A 14,115-nucleotide genomic window follows, 5' to 3' on the forward strand; every position below is an offset into this window, starting at 1 on the left:
TTCCATTTAATATTTATCCACGTCCACCATGTGCTTGATTGACATGATTTCGTTGTTTTACTTTTTTTGACCCACTTAAAGGCTCTGGTTGTCCAGATGTGTGTTGGCCTTTTGGTGAATTACGACGCTGGTCCTTATACGTATTATGCTCTGTCATGATCGTGATCCCCCTTGTATAGTGGTTTTATTGACGTTTTTTGGTTTTCTTGTTATTTTGGCGCTGCATTTCTGTTAACGGTTCACCAGCAGCCTCTTCCATAAATCCGCTGTTAATTCCAGCACTTTTAGCTTGTGCATTTGAGTCAGTCATATGTGTTACCTCATGGTTTGATTTCTTTTTAGCCAATGTCCTCACCTCCGAATCTTATTTTTTGTGTTCATCAGAAAGTTATACAAGAGGATCGTTGGAAAAATGAAGACTTTTTATGTCAAGTGAAAACGCTTTTAAGTAGTTTAGAAAAATTTTAAAAAAGACATTTATTCTTTTGTAAAGTTTTGATATCCTTAAATAGGACTAAATGCACGTTTTGTTAAGCGCTTTAATTTTAAAAATTGCCTGAAGTCCGTATTTTAGACAATACGTAGAGATTGCGGTATGATAGTTTTGCGAAGGAGGGGCATACATATGTCGAAAAGTAATGATGTATTTAAGGCACGTTCATCCTTTACTTTGGATGGAAAGACAATTAACTATTATTCTTTAAAAGCTCTAGAAGAGGCAGGAATTGGGAACGTTTCAGCCCTACCTTATTCAGTAAGAGTTTTGCTTGAATCTGTTTTACGTCAGTATGACGGATATGTAATTAAAAAAGAGCATGTTGAAAATTTAGCAAAATGGGGAACTGATGAGTTAAAAGACATTGATGTTCCGTTTAAGCCGTCTCGTGTTATCCTTCAAGATTTCACAGGGGTTCCGGCGGTTGTTGATCTTGCTTCTCTAAGAAAAGCAATGGCTGATTTAGGTGGAGACCCAGATCAAATCAACCCGGAAATTCCGGTTGATCTTGTTATTGACCACTCGGTTCAAGTTGATAAAGCTGGAACTGATGACTCATTAGAGCACAATATGTTCCTTGAATTCAAACGAAATCAAGAGCGTTATGAGTTCTTAAGCTGGGCTAAAAAAGCATTTGATAACTATAATGCTGTTCCACCTGCAACAGGTATCGTTCACCAAGTTAACTTGGAGTACATTGCAAATGTTGTTCATGCTGTTGAGCAAGATGGTGAAACCGTTGCATTCCCAGATACGCTTGTTGGTACTGACTCACATACTACGATGATCAATGGTATTGGTGTACTTGGTTGGGGTGTTGGTGGTATTGAAGCTGAAGCTGGTATGCTTGGACAACCTTCATACTTCCCAGTTCCAGATGTAATTGGTGTGAAATTAATTGGTTCACTTCCAAGTGGAACGACTGCAACGGATGTTGCCTTGAAGGTAACTCAAGTCCTTCGTGAGAAGAAGGTAGTTGGGAAATTTGTTGAATTCTTCGGTCCTGGTTTAGCTGAAATGCCTTTAGCTGACCGTGCAACGATTTCAAACATGGCACCAGAATACGGAGCTACTTGTGGATTCTTCCCTGTTGATGAAGAGGCACTTAACTATCTTCGTTTAACTGGTCGTTCAGAAGAACAGATCAAGCTTGTTGAAGCTTATAACAGAGCAAATGGCTTGTTCTACGTTGCTGGTGAAACACCAGATCCAACTTACACAGATGTTGTTGAAATTGATCTAAGTGAAATTGAAGCTAATCTTTCAGGTCCTAAGCGTCCACAAGATCTTGTTAAGCTTACTGACATGCAGAAATCTTTCCGTGATGCAGTAGTTGCCCCACAAGGTACACAAGGTCTAGGGCAAACAGAAGCTGAGTTTGATAAGGAAGTTAAGGTTTCATACAAAGACGGTCGTGAAACAACGATGAAGACAGGGTCAATTGCAATTGCTGCAATTACTAGCTGTACGAATACGTCTAATCCATACGTAATGCTTGGTGCAGGTCTTGTTGCCAAGAAGGCTGTTGAACGCGGATTAGAAGTACCTGAATTTGTTAAAACATCACTTGCACCTGGTTCAAAGGTTGTTACAGGCTATCTAACAGATTCTGGACTTCTTCCATACATGGAGAAGCTAGGATTCAACATCGTTGGTTATGGCTGTACAACTTGTATTGGTAACTCTGGTCCACTTGAAGAAGAAATTGAAGAAGCGATTGCTGAGAATGATTTAACAGTAACATCTGTTCTTTCAGGTAACCGTAACTTTGAAGGTCGCATTCATCCATTAGTGAAGGCTAATTATCTTGCATCACCACCACTTGTTGTTGCATATGCATTAGCAGGAACGGTTGATATTGATCTTCGTAAGGATTCATTTGGAAAAGACAAAGATGGCAAAGAAGTCTACTTTGATGACATTTGGCCAACTGCACAAGAAATCTCAGATGTTGTTAAAGAAACAGTAACGCCTGAATTATTCCTACGTGAATATAAGGATGTCTTTGATAGCAACGAAAGCTGGAACAAAATTGAAACGACGGATGAAGCACTTTACAAGTGGAACGAAGATTCTACGTACATTGCAAATCCTCCGTTCTTTGAAAACTTGTCTCCAGATCCAGAAGATATTAAGCCATTATCTTCATTACGTGTTGTCGGTAAATTTGGTGACTCTGTTACAACTGACCATATCTCGCCAGCGGGTGCAATTGGTAAAGATACGCCTGCAGGTAAATACTTGATTTCTAAGGGTGTCGAGCCTAAAGACTTTAACTCATACGGTTCAAGACGTGGAAATCATGATGTAATGATGAGAGGTACATTTGCAAACATTCGTATCCGCAACCAAATCGCTCCAGGTACAGAAGGTGGATTCACTACTTACTGGCCAACAGGTGAAGTGTTATCGATCTATGATGCTGCGATGAAGTATAAGGAAGAAGGTACTGGTCTTGCTATCCTAGCTGGGAAAGATTACGGAATGGGAAGCTCACGTGACTGGGCAGCAAAAGGAACAAACCTACTTGGTATTAAGACGGTTATCGCTGAGAGCTATGAGCGTATTCACCGTAGTAACCTTGTGCTTATGGGTGTTCTTCCGCTTCAATTTAAAGAAGGCGATAGTGCTGAATCATTAGGTTTAACAGGGGAAGAGTCATTTGATGTTCAAATTACAAATGATGTCATGCCTCGCGAAATGGTTAAGGTTGTTGCAACTGCCAAAGACGGCAAAGTAACTGAATTTGATGTTCTTGTTCGCTTTGACAGTGAAGTTGAAATGGATTACTACCGTCATGGTGGTATCCTACAAATGGTACTACGTAATAAGCTTGCTTAAAGATATATGAAAAGAGGTCTAAAGGTGAATTCCTTTAGACCTCTTTTTAATGCTTAATAAAATTTCACATACTGTATTTAGTTTTTTGAATTACATAAAAAAAGAAAAAAGATACATCCTAAAAAAGATTAAATCTAAACTTGGAAGGATGAAGAAGAAATGGGAAGACAGAAAAAAGGCAATGCCAACGCCCAAAGAAATAATAATGCAAAGAAATATGGAAAAGACAATCATCCTGAAACAGAATTCACATCTTTTGCAGAGCGTGAAGCGGAGAAAATGGATCGTAATAATAAACAGTAAGCTACAACTATAGGGCGAAGAACGGAGGGTCACCATTGTTGGATTTTTGGAATGGTACCGAATCGTTACCTGTTTATGGCTACATGATTCGTGCAACTATTGTGTATGTTTACATTTTTCTAATTGTAAAAGTATTAGGACAACGGACAATGACTTCAATTGACCCATTAGATTTTATCTTTGGGGTTGTTATTGGAGACATTTTAGGAGAACCACTGACTGATGGCGAGCTGCCGCTTGCTGGTCCTGTAGGCGCTGCAGCAATGACGGCAACATTGCATTTGTCTCTTTCGTATATTGCCCTTAAAGCACCAAGATTTAGGCGTGTAATTGAAGATGAACCGATTATATTAATGAAGCATGGTGAAATTCTGTACAAAGAGCTTCGTAAGTCTAAAATAACCTTAGAGGCCTTTTTGATGGACTTGCGTCTGAATAGTGCTAGTGATTTATCAGAGATTGATTATGCGATATTAGAGATGAATGGCCAAATTAGTGTGATAAAGAAATCGAGCTACGAGAGTGTTACATTAAAAGATATGCAAAAAGATGTTAAATCAAAAGGCTATCCATCGGTCCTTATTGAAGATGGAAAAATTGTTCATGCTAATGTGAAAAAAGTCGGGACAATTGATTGGCTGAGAGGCGAGATTCAGAAACAAGGCTTTGCTAATCCTGAAGAAATCTTTTTAATGACAGCGGATGAATCTGGACAAACGTTCATTAGTCCTAAAAAGGATTAAATAAAAGGTATAAAAACACATCATTTGTATCAGAATGGCTAAAAAGATACATAAGGAGTGTTTCTGTGCGTAAAGTTAAGAAATTGTCTTTTGAAGAGCTAGTCAGGGAAAATAAAGAAAAATTAATGAACGATCCAGATGCTTTAGATCGAATTGAAGAGAGATGGGAAAAACGTAGAGCTGCGGTTAAATAATGGAATTGGATGATGTCGAATAGTTTTTTTGCTTTGAGGTAACCTATTCTTGAGGAGGGGTTATAATGAAAAGCAACAGTACAAAATCAAATTTTGCCCAGTTTCGTCCAGATCACCTTGGGACGCAACCAGTTAAATCCCGTTCAAATAATGGCAAGAAAATGAATACAAAGAGTAATGAACAACCAGATTATATTCCTCCAAAAGGATAAATCAAGCGAAGATCTCTTAAAAGTTAATTTTTAACTTTTGAGAGATCTTTTTTGTTGTATAGTTGACGAGCTATTCATAAAATGAAATATATTCATTTTTTTCAAAAAAGCCCTTGTCAGAAAATAGAGATCACGAAATAATGGGAAGAGTTATGTATTTGTATTAGGGGGAAGCTATGAAAGATCAACGACGCATTTTAACAATTTTGTTTATTCTATATCTTGGAGCATTGTTTTACGTGACATTGTTTGCGTGGAATTACGGTGCATCACTTGGACCTGCTGGACCTGGAGGCAGAAACTATAATGTGATTCCTTTTCGCAGTATTTACCGGATTGCAGTCTTTAGTCCAACGATTGTTGATCCGATCCGAATCCTTATTGGGAATATTGTCATGTTTCTACCTATGGGTTTTTTGATACCAGCCTTACATAAACGTTTCCGTCGCTTTCTTCTAGTTGTGATCATTGGTGCTTTTGTTTCCCTGTGTATTGAAATGAGTCAATTTATGTTCACCTATCGCGTCTCGAATATTGATGATATCATTCTTAATACGTTAGGAACCGCTATTGGTTATCTGATTTTTAGTGTACTGTTATGGCTGAAGAGAAAAGTTCATTTTTTTGTTTGATCTCTAACGGTGAATGTTTGAAAGAAACGAAATGAAATGTACACTATGACTAGAAAGACAATATAGAATAAGGCAATATAGAAAAGCTCTTTTGGTTCAGTGACAAGTGTATTGCCAACAACTGCAAATAACAGCATTGACGGTGCTTTACCAATTGTAGAGGCAAGGGAATATTGCAATAAAGACACTCGACTCAATGCAGAATAAATATTAACGACAATTGATGGAATGACTGGAATAAGCCTTGTTAAGAAAATAGTCATAAATGCGTTCCGTTCAAAGATCGTAGTTATTTTTGAAAGCTTGTTATAGCGATAGAGCCATTTCTTTCCTAAGTCTTGAAAGCCGTACCTAACAAATGCAAACATAATAATTGAAGCAAGTGAAGAGCCAATCCAGGTAATAAGGCCACCAGTTAATGGACCATAGGCAGCCCCTAACACGCCTCCTATAAGTGGATATGGAATGATTGGGAACAAGGCAAACAATGTAGCAAGTAATGAAGTGATTATGATATAGTCTGTTCCTTTTCTAATCCATTCAAGTAATCCTTCACCATATAAATAAATAAGCAGGCCAATCAGTAAATAACCGATAATAACGATAATTTTCTTCAACTTAAACTTCCTTCCTTGATGAATAAGTCTTTATTTTCTCATATTTTCAGTCGCTTTGCGAATGTGAACGATCTTTTCATATGAGCATCAACATAGGACGAGTCATCAAACATTCGATCCGAGACAATCAAACGATTTAATGAGAATAGTTATTTCGTTTTACGAAGAAAAGGCGTAAAATGAAAAGAAAAAAAGGGGTCAGGAATGATGGATAGGAAAAAGCGATGGCTCATCTATGGGATGCTTACACTCGCAACGAGTACGTGGGGAAGTGCATTTATCGCTGGGAAAATCGCAATTGAAAGCTTTGATCCAGCCACAATCTCATTTTTACGTTTTTTTGGTGCAGCACTTTTACTCTTCCCGATTATGTGGATGTTTGAAAAAGATCGACCGAAACATACAAAGAAAGATTGGATTTTATTTATGCTGCTCGGTTTAACGGGAATCGCACTATACAATATTTGTTTCTTTTATGCGAGTAAATATGCTCCGGTAATCAAGAGTTCATTATTTATTGCGGCAAATCCGATGTTGATCATGCTTTTATCAGGAGTGTTTCTGAAAGAGGCGATTACAAGAAGAAATGTGGTTGGTTTGCTTTTGGCCTTTTTTGGTGTAATCACGATCATAACGGATGGTGATCCGATGGTCATACTGAAGTTTCAATTTGAATTTATTGATCTTATTTTACTAGGTGCTGTCATTACTTGGGCACTCTATAGTGTATTAGGTAGAGTTGTCTTGCAAAAATATAGTTCGATTGTTTCTACAACCTATGCTGTCGGCTTTGGGACATTATTTCTTCTACCATTTTCTCTTATCGAACAACCGTGGGAGCGTTTCTCGGACAGTACATTATCTGCATGGTTAGCCATTGGACATATGAGCGTATTTGTGACGGTACTAGGTTTTATCCTGTATTATTATGGTATACAAAAAATAGGTGCAGCTAAGGCTTCTATCTTTATTAATGTCATGCCTGTTTCCGCTGTTGTTATGGCAACACTATTTCTTGGAGAGGTTCTTACAATTGGAACGATTATTGGAGCCTGTTTTGTTATAAGTGGTGTATACGTAGGGACATCGGTAAAACGTAGACACAAGCAAAGTCATATGAGCACAAAAACGGGATAATGAAATGAAAGTGGTGATATAGTGCTACAAGAGCAAATTACGGCAGCGGAAGTACTTGATTGGATAGAGGGGATTGAATCAGGGAAGTTTCCTCTTCGAGAAGCGAGAGCATGGGAATATTTAAAGGTGGCCGAAAAAAAGCCTGATTTTCCTAGACAGGACTTATCGATCTTACTCGCTTGGTTGGCAAAAGCTCGCTTTGAGCGAATGGGGTATTTTGATCAGTTTATCTCAGTTTGGGTCGAACGAGCATTAGAACTCGACTCGACGAACTGGAGAATTAAAGAACTTAAAGCAGAACAATTAATTGACAAGCTTAAGCAATTGCCGTTACCTGCTAAGTTTGCACCAATTCGTGAGACCGATAATGGAGCGACGAAGAAGGAGACGACGAGCTCTTATCTTGCTATCGCAGAGCGATTTTTTCCTTATTATGAACAAATCCATGCTTTGTGGAATGGAATAGCAGAGTCAGATCTTGTGAGGGAACAAGAGGATGCATATCAGGCACTCTCCTACCTTAAAGAATTAAATCTCTTGTTTGATGAACTTGTAAAGGTTACGCCTGAATACGTTAAATCCGTAAGTGGCGTCTATCATTCAGCGAAGTTGTTTGCTGAATTAACTAAAATCATTCGGCGGATCGAACAAATTAATAGTCAGTGGAGCGACTTGTTTGTTAACCAGGCGACTCAAAACAGTGAATCGGCTATAGACGAACTAGACAAGATGATTGGATTAGATGATGTAAAGGTACGCATTAAGCAATTGTATCAATTTCTTCATTATCAGCAAGAGAGAGCTCGACATGGATTTCAGGCAAAGGACGGAATTAGCTTACATATGATTTTAACGGGGAACCCAGGGACAGGAAAAACACATTTAGCCCGATTAATCGCGAAGATTTATTATGAATTGGGGCTACTGAAGAGAAATGAAGTGTTTGAAATGGATCGATCGCAGTTAGTTGGAGCATACGTTGGTCAAACGGAAGAACTAACAATGAAGGCGATCGAGCGAGCTAGTGGTGGAGTACTTTTTATAGATGAAGCCTATAGCTTGAAGCGAGAGGCATTCGCTTCAAACGATTACGGACAAACCGTTATTGATACGCTTGTTTCAGCGATGACTGGACCTAAGGCTCACTCATTTGCTGTGATTCTTGCTGGCTATCCTGAAGAGATGAGAACATTCTTAAGAGCTAACCCAGGACTGAGAAGTCGCTTTCCTGATCATAATCAAGTTCACATCGATGATTACTCGATTGATGAGCTTCTTGATATCTCTGAGAAAATTGCGATTGAAAATGATTATTTGTTAACGAGCGATGGAAAAAAGGAATTAGCCAAACAGATAGAAATCGCAAAAGTTGATCAGAGCTTTGGAAATGCCAGAACAGCTAAGTCTATTATCCTTGAAGCGATCTTTCAAAAAGGTGCTCACCTAAGTCTAAGTGATGCTGAGGCAGATGATTTTGTTCTCCTAAAGGGAGCTGACTTCCAGGTTTCAGATCATACAAAAGATTTGAAGCCAGCTATTGATTCGTTAAATGAATTAGTTGGATTAAACAAAGTGAAACAGGAGCTTCTATCATTGACTTCTTTTGTTCATATTCAAAAATTACGGCGTGAACAGAATCTGAATGTGCTCCCATTAGAACTACATTCAGTGTTCACAGGAAATCCCGGAACTGGTAAGACAACGGTGGCTAAGCTGTATGCACAAGCACTAAATGAGTTAGGATTTCTCAAAAGAGGACACTTGATTGTTGCAAGTCGTGCCGATCTTGTTGCAGGTTATGTAGGTCAAACCGCTGAAAAAACAAGAGAAAAAATCAAGGATGCATTAGGTGGGGTTTTATTTATAGACGAAGCCTATGCACTGCTAAATGAAACTCAAGGTGATTTTGGGAAAGAAGCGATCAACACCATTGTTCAAGAAATGACAGAGCATGAAGAAAATCTTGTTGTTATTTTTGCTGGGTATGAGAATGAAATGAATCAACTTCTTCAAAGCAATCCAGGACTTCGTTCAAGGTTCAAGAAATTTATTCACTTTGAAGATTATAATGTAGACGAGCTGTGTGAGATTGTCTTGCAGCGAGCTGATCATGCGGGCTATTTGTTAACAGCTGAAGCGAAAGACAGCTTACGACGAAGCTTAAGTGAAGGTGTAAGTAGTGGCAATGCTAGATACGCGGTCGATTTGTTTAATCAAATGGTCCAGGCCCAGTCAATTCGACTGAGCACGTATGAGGAAATGACGAAAGAACAGTTAATGACGATTACTGATGAAGATTTACGTTCAACATAGAAAGGATGTTTCACTTTGTATATATCGAAAAAAGGAATTCAAATTCTATATGCGGATACAGATATGATGGGTGTTATTTATCACGCTAACTATTTAAAGTACTTTGAACTTGGTCGTGCAAGTTTGATTGAAGAGTTAGGATTTAATTATATGAAGATGGAAGAAGAAGGTTATTTTGCACCAGTTTATGATGTTCAAGCTACCTACAAGAAGCCGATCCGTTATGGCGATAAGGCATTTGTACATACATGGGTTGAATTAAATGATGGCATCAAAACCGTGTATGGTTATCACATTATCAACGGAGAGGGTGACAAATGTGTCATTGGAACAACAACTCATATTGTTGTGAAAAAGGATACATTCAAACCAACGGCTTTTAAGAAGGCCTTTCCAAGCTGGTATGAAAAGTACGAAGAAATTAAAAAAAAGTAAAAACAATGTATAACGCCATGTCGCCTCTCCATACTAATGGTGCAACACAATTTTAGTTGAGAGAAGGTATCGAAATGGCAAAGCCAGATAATCGCAATGATAATGTAGAGAAGCTACAGCAAATGAAGGAAAATACCGAGCACAATATCGAAGCTGCTGAAGAATCAGTTGCTCACACTGAGATGACTAATGAGCAAAAACAAATGGTTCAAGAAAAAAATCACCGTCGCCAAGAAAGCATCGAGGCTTTCGAAGCTGAAATCAAGGACGAAGCAAACGCCCGCGAAAACGGCTACAACAACCAAAAGTAAGCTGGTTTATTAGTTTTAAAATTATATGTAATTGTATTTAAATATTAGTGAAGTTAGCTATGAGAATGGTTGGCTAATACCGTAGACAGAACCTCTTTGAGAAATTTTCAAAGAGGTTCTTACTGTTAAACCAGTCTCCTTAATATACATCAATGTGTTCCTCAATTTACTTCTACTTCTATTGTTTGAAAAATATTTATAAAGAAAAAATTGATATAAATCTATTCTCTTACACAGCGGACGGGATGGGCGGGCCGACTCCTGCAGGATGTAAAGGGCAGGTTGAAATCCACCGGCGTAGCCGGTTAGTTCAACGCCCGCCTGCGGAAAGCGTGCCCCCCATCCCGGTAGCGAAGCCGATGCTGCTCATCATGGTAATTCTCTCTAGGGGCCGAAAGCTTGTCGATTGTCTAGAGATGGTTGACTTTGCTCTCAAACACTCACCTTTTTCATCATTTTGTTTTAATATGATATAATAAGACAATTAAAGGGTAGGGAGATACATATGGCTTTTGGCATTTCACGTAAGCAATTAAATGACTGGAAGAAACAAGCTCAAACAGGTCAAATTGCTTTTATTACACATTATTGGCTCGATGACCGTTTTCCAGAATGCTCCACTGTAACGAAGGTTGCTTGTGCTGACCTAGACAAGCTCATTACATGGGGTGAACGGCATGGCCTAAAAGCAGAATGGATTCACCAAAGAGATCATTATCCTCATTTTGATTTGTTAGGTGAACGTCAGCGTCAAATTCTAGTAAAAGAGGGTCTAGAAGAACAGTTAAATCGGTTACTGTAAGAAAGGATGGATATAATGAGTAAGCAACAATCAATTATTAAGGATCTACAGACAAGTGCGACAATTGACGTAAAGAAACAAATTCAAGAACGTGTGACGTTTTTAAAGGATTATTTAGTACATAGTGGTGCAACAGGATATGTTCTAGGCATTTCTGGTGGACAGGATTCAACCTTAACAGGGAAACTCGCACAAATGGCGATTGACGAATTAAATTCTGAGCAAAAAGAGCGAACATACTCTTTCTATGCGGTTCGATTGCCATACGGTGTTCAGCAAGATGAGGCTGATGCTCAGGATGCCATATCTTTCATTAAGCCTACAAAAGCCCTTACTGTTAATATAAAAGCTGCTGTGGAAGCGGCGGTCGCCTCAGTTGAAGAAGCAACAGGAGAGCCGTTATCAGATTTCAACAAGGGTAATACAAAAGCTCGAGAACGTATGAAGGTTCAGTATGATCTAGCTGGTCATTACGGTTGTCTCGTTATTGGCACAGACCATGCAGCTGAAGCCATTACTGGTTTCTTTACGAAGCATGGTGATGGTGCATGTGATGTTGCTCCGATTTATGGGTTAACGAAGAGACAAGGTAAGGCGTTACTAAAAGAACTAGGAGCACCAGAACATCTATATTTAAAAGTCCCGACAGCGGATTTAGAAGATGATAAACCAGGTCTTCCAGATGAAGTTTCTTTGGGGATGAGCTACGACCAACTAGATGATTACTTAGAAGGGAAATCCGTAGCTGAAGAGATTGCCGAAAAGATCGAGTCGCGTTATGTGAAGACTGAACATAAACGCCAGCCACCTGTTACAATTTACGATAATTGGTGGAGGTAAAAGTAGGTTATAAAAGGAATCTCTCACTCATATTTTAAAGTTGTATGTTCAGTAGGGGGAGAGAAAAGTGAAAACGAAGATTATTCTGTTTACATTACTATGCCTTTGTTTATTGGCTCTAATAAGCTATATGTTCCTTTCAAATGCCGATCCGGGAGTTAGTGGTAGCCTAGGTAAAAGTAGTGATCAAATGAGGGAGATCAACGGTATTGAGATGCTGATAAATGATTTCTACGTTGAACCATATTCAGAATCGGAGCAGTTTATCATTGTTGATCTATCTATCCAAAATACGACAGAGAAGGTATATGAATTTTCACCTTTTAAATTTACACTTGTTGATGAGGAAGGGTTTGCATTTGAGAGAGACACTTCAATTGAAACAAAGGGTGTTTTAGGGGGACAAATTCATCCCGAACGCATGGTAAGAGGTGAACTAGCATTTCTAGTACCAGTTGGAACAAACTATGAATTAGTTTATACAGAGCACCTACGTACTGGACAATTGATTTGGAAACTAACAGTAGATAAGGACTGAATATTTTTATGAGCGGTACTAATAGTGACCTGCATATGCACTCAACAGCTTCAGATGGCGGTTACTCCCCATCTGAGCTGCTTCACAAATGTAAAAAAGAAAACTTAGAAATCATTGCTCTAACCGATCATGACACGGTAGATGGTATAGATGAAGCGATTCAAGTAGGAAATAAGCTCGGCATTACAGTCATTCCTGGGATTGAATTGTCGACAAAGCATAAAGGGAAGAGTGTACACATTCTTGGCTATCAGCTTGATCGAAAGGACCAAGCTCTATTAGACATGCTATCAGTACAAAAAAAGCTCCGTAGAGAACGATTGGATACAATTATATCGAGGTTAGCTGAAGTTGGACTATTTTTAACGCCAGAGCAGGTATTAAAGCATGTTGACGGTGGAGCTGTTGGCAGGCCCCATGTGGCCAAAGCATTAATTGATGCAGGCTATGTCAAAGACGTAGCTGAAGCCTTTGAGAGATACCTTGCAGAGGGACAGCACGGTTATGTTGAAAAGGCAAAAGAAATGACCGTTGAAGAAGCAATCGACTGGATTCACAAAACAGGTGGTGTCGCCATTGTCGCACACCCAGTTTACTATGATTTTGATGATGATATTAAAGAGTGGGTCAAGATGTTCGGCTTAGATGGAATCGAAGTGTATCATCGCGATCATGATAATGCAGCGGTTAAACGTTTTGAACAGTTAACCGAAGTAATTGAAGCAGAGCTTGGTGTCACGCTACTACGAACAGGCGGCTCGGACTTTCACCATGAAGACTATGGTCGTGTACCAGAACCACTGGGAGTAACGAGACTAGAAAATACACTTGCCGAAAAGCTACTTAAGTAAAAGCAAACAAGAAGCAAAGAACATTACTTTGTTTCTTGTTTGCTTTCTATTTTTGTCCCTTGAAGGGCTTGAGTGGCTAGTTGGTCTGCTTCTTTGTTTTGGGTACGCTCAATAAGCTCATAGTCAATCTTTAAACCTAGCTTGGTAGCGAGCTCCTCTGTCCGGTTTAACCATGTTAAGTAGTGCTCTTCATAGCAAGGCCATTCGCCAGAGGCTTGGTTAACGACAATCATCGAATCTGAATACACTTGTATCGTTTGATGATGGATGCCGAGCTCTTCACAATGTTGGACAAAGCGATAGAGGGCAGCATATTCAGCCTCGTTGTTGTCTTCAATCAACTCAAGTGAGTCGTTCATTCTTGCACGCCATTTTTTATGATGCTGTTCAAAATAGATAGCCATACCAATTCCAGCAAGGCCTGTTTTCGCATCGAAACCGCCATCAATATATCCGGTCACATTATGTGGTTCTGTTTCAAACTGTTTTAAGAAGACTAGTAATTCTTTTTTCATCCAAGAAGAATCATGTTCATCGAGGAATTCAATCGACTGCAGACGTCCGGTTTTTTCTAAGTCTTCATTTAGTAAGATTGCTTGCTGAACCGTCATCCAATCTGATTTCATAAAGAATGTTTGTTTATGTTTCGGCAGGATGTACGTCCATTCTAATCGTAGCTTCATTTTAGCCACCCTTTTCGTGAGTTAATAATTGCAGAATTGTTTATTTCATGATAAGTTTAATTATCGAAATAGTCTATTATTCGTTCAGCTAGTTCTCTTGTCTAGTATGATTCGTTAAGAGTTCAACATACATGTAGAATGAATTTGCAAAAAAGGAGTAAACGTTG

At 38.9% G+C, this 14,115-nt stretch carries 18 protein-coding genes; 14 read left to right on the forward strand and 4 right to left on the reverse strand.

Translation table 11 applies throughout. The features are described from left to right. Positions 1 to 13: 13 nt before the first annotated feature. Positions 14 to 157 (reverse strand): small acid-soluble spore protein P, encoded by a 144-nt coding sequence (locus J7W16_RS17405; protein WP_210598752.1) that lies wholly within the window; start codon positions 155 to 157, stop codon positions 14 to 16. A gap of 27 nt (positions 158 to 184) precedes the next feature. Beyond that, a complete protein-coding gene (sspO, locus tag J7W16_RS17410) occupies positions 185 to 346 on the reverse strand; it encodes a small acid-soluble spore protein O (RefSeq protein ID WP_210598753.1) in 162 nt (53 codons plus the stop codon). 279 nt (positions 347 to 625) lie between these two features. On the opposite strand from sspO, the gene acnA reads away from it, so the two are divergent. The 6 genes from acnA (at position 626) to J7W16_RS17440 (ending at position 5,421) form a co-directional block, all read left to right on the forward strand. Beyond that, the gene (gene acnA / locus J7W16_RS17415) at positions 626 to 3,337 is read left to right on the forward strand and encodes an aconitate hydratase AcnA (protein ID WP_210598754.1); all 2,712 of its coding nucleotides are present in this window, start codon (positions 626 to 628) and stop codon (positions 3,335 to 3,337) included. A 159-nt stretch (positions 3,338 to 3,496) separates the two neighbouring features. Continuing rightward, on the forward strand, positions 3,497 to 3,640 hold the full coding sequence (locus J7W16_RS17420) for a hypothetical protein (protein ID WP_210598755.1): 144 nt from the start codon (positions 3,497 to 3,499) through the stop codon (positions 3,638 to 3,640). A 35-nt stretch (positions 3,641 to 3,675) separates the two neighbouring features. After that, positions 3,676 to 4,383, forward strand: a complete 708-nt coding sequence (locus J7W16_RS17425; RefSeq protein ID WP_210598756.1) for a DUF421 domain-containing protein — start codon at positions 3,676 to 3,678, stop codon at positions 4,381 to 4,383. A gap of 65 nt (positions 4,384 to 4,448) precedes the next feature. Continuing rightward, the gene (locus J7W16_RS17430; protein WP_210598757.1) at positions 4,449 to 4,577 is read left to right on the forward strand and encodes an FbpB family small basic protein; all 129 of its coding nucleotides are present in this window, start codon (positions 4,449 to 4,451) and stop codon (positions 4,575 to 4,577) included. A gap of 65 nt (positions 4,578 to 4,642) precedes the next feature. Further along, positions 4,643 to 4,789, forward strand: a complete 147-nt coding sequence (locus J7W16_RS17435; RefSeq protein ID WP_210598758.1) for an acid-soluble spore protein N — start codon at positions 4,643 to 4,645, stop codon at positions 4,787 to 4,789. A gap of 176 nt (positions 4,790 to 4,965) precedes the next feature. Beyond that, positions 4,966 to 5,421 carry a VanZ family protein gene (locus J7W16_RS17440; RefSeq protein ID WP_210598759.1) on the forward strand — a complete coding sequence of 152 codons (456 nt, stop codon included), beginning with the start codon at positions 4,966 to 4,968 and terminating at the stop codon, positions 5,419 to 5,421. On the opposite strand, the gene J7W16_RS17445 is transcribed toward J7W16_RS17440, so the two are convergent. After that, positions 5,406 to 6,038, reverse strand: coding sequence for a TVP38/TMEM64 family protein (locus tag J7W16_RS17445; protein ID WP_210598760.1), 633 nt, complete (start codon positions 6,036 to 6,038; stop codon positions 5,406 to 5,408). The two genes, J7W16_RS17440 and J7W16_RS17445, sit on opposite strands and share 16 nt — an antisense overlap. Positions 6,039 to 6,245: 207 nt before the next feature. On the opposite strand from J7W16_RS17445, the gene J7W16_RS17450 reads away from it, so the two are divergent. The 8 genes from J7W16_RS17450 (at position 6,246) to J7W16_RS17485 (ending at position 13,265) form a co-directional block, all read left to right on the forward strand. Continuing rightward, positions 6,246 to 7,175 carry a DMT family transporter gene (locus J7W16_RS17450; RefSeq protein ID WP_210598761.1) on the forward strand — a complete coding sequence of 310 codons (930 nt, stop codon included), beginning with the start codon at positions 6,246 to 6,248 and terminating at the stop codon, positions 7,173 to 7,175. 21 nt (positions 7,176 to 7,196) lie between these two features. Then, on the forward strand, positions 7,197 to 9,488 hold the full coding sequence (locus tag J7W16_RS22310; protein WP_210598762.1) for an AAA family ATPase: 2,292 nt from the start codon (positions 7,197 to 7,199) through the stop codon (positions 9,486 to 9,488). Between the two features lie 15 nt (positions 9,489 to 9,503). Then, on the forward strand, positions 9,504 to 9,923 hold the full coding sequence (locus tag J7W16_RS17460; protein WP_210598763.1) for an acyl-CoA thioesterase: 420 nt from the start codon (positions 9,504 to 9,506) through the stop codon (positions 9,921 to 9,923). 74 nt (positions 9,924 to 9,997) lie between these two features. Beyond that, positions 9,998 to 10,234, forward strand: a complete 237-nt coding sequence (gene tlp, locus J7W16_RS17465) for a small acid-soluble spore protein Tlp (protein WP_210598764.1) — start codon at positions 9,998 to 10,000, stop codon at positions 10,232 to 10,234. Positions 10,235 to 10,739: 505 nt separating this feature from the next. Next, a complete protein-coding gene (locus tag J7W16_RS17470) occupies positions 10,740 to 11,036 on the forward strand; it encodes a hypothetical protein (RefSeq protein ID WP_210598765.1) in 297 nt (98 codons plus the stop codon). Positions 11,037 to 11,051: 15 nt separating this feature from the next. Further along, positions 11,052 to 11,876, forward strand: coding sequence for an ammonia-dependent NAD(+) synthetase (gene nadE / locus J7W16_RS17475; RefSeq protein WP_210598766.1), 825 nt, complete (start codon positions 11,052 to 11,054; stop codon positions 11,874 to 11,876). Positions 11,877 to 11,943: 67 nt separating this feature from the next. Then, complete coding sequence (locus J7W16_RS17480; protein ID WP_210598767.1) at positions 11,944 to 12,414, forward strand: DUF4352 domain-containing protein; 471 nt, start codon at positions 11,944 to 11,946, stop codon at positions 12,412 to 12,414. 8 nt (positions 12,415 to 12,422) lie between these two features. Next, positions 12,423 to 13,265, forward strand: a complete 843-nt coding sequence (locus tag J7W16_RS17485) for a PHP domain-containing protein (protein ID WP_210598768.1) — start codon at positions 12,423 to 12,425, stop codon at positions 13,263 to 13,265. Between the two features lie 23 nt (positions 13,266 to 13,288). Here J7W16_RS17485 and J7W16_RS17490 read toward each other — a convergent pair whose 3' ends face one another. Then, positions 13,289 to 13,948, reverse strand: a complete 660-nt coding sequence (locus J7W16_RS17490) for a reverse transcriptase-like protein (protein WP_210598769.1) — start codon at positions 13,946 to 13,948, stop codon at positions 13,289 to 13,291. Positions 13,949 to 14,115 lie beyond the last annotated feature (167 nt).

This window comes from Halalkalibacter suaedae (genome assembly GCF_017939705.1).
Taxonomy (GTDB): domain Bacteria; phylum Bacillota; class Bacilli; order Bacillales; family Bacillaceae_D; genus Halalkalibacter; species Halalkalibacter suaedae.